Source organism: Ochrobactrum sp. AP1BH01-1 (genome assembly GCF_018066705.1).
Lineage (GTDB): Bacteria > Pseudomonadota > Alphaproteobacteria > Rhizobiales > Rhizobiaceae > Brucella.
In genome coordinates this window covers 1-541 of sequence record NZ_JAGPOU010000012.1, presented here as the reverse complement: position 1 = coordinate 541, position 541 = coordinate 1, and the positions used below count along the sequence as shown (strand labels likewise).

The window sequence follows — 541 nt, the reverse complement described above, 5'->3', positions numbered from 1 at the left end:
ACGCCTGGCGATGGCATCACCAATGACGGCACGGTTGTGGTCGGCGGGCTTGAGGCCGGGGCGAGCTGGGAATACAGCACCGACGGCGGTGCGACCTGGCAGGCGGGGAGCGGTACGAGCTTTGAGCTTGCGCCGGGTATCTATGCGGATGGCGACGTGCAGGTTCGCCAGACCGATGCTGCCGGCAATACAAGCCCGGCCGGTTCGCTCGGACCTGTGACCATCGACCTGACGCCCCCGACGACGACGGTCGAGTTGACCGATCCGGATGGGGACAATATCCCGACGGCTTCGGGCGTGACGGAACCGGGCTCGACGGTGGTTGTGAGCTGGCCGGACGGAACGACATCGACCGTGACGGCGGATGGCACGACAGGTGCGTGGACGGCGTCGCCTTCCACCCCGCAGGGCGATGGCACCGTGACGGTTACGGTGACGGACCCGGCAGGCAATGCGGGAACGGATACGGGCACGTGGACATCCGACACGACGCCGCCGGACACGGGTGCGGCGGGCACGACGGTGACGGTTGGCGCGATTG

The 541-nt window shown here is 68.0% G+C and carries 1 pseudogene; it reads left to right on the top strand.

Features of this window, described 5'->3' with window-relative positions:
• Positions 1 to 541 (top strand): annotated as a pseudogene (locus tag J9800_RS21965) (hypothetical protein); the annotation flags it as partial.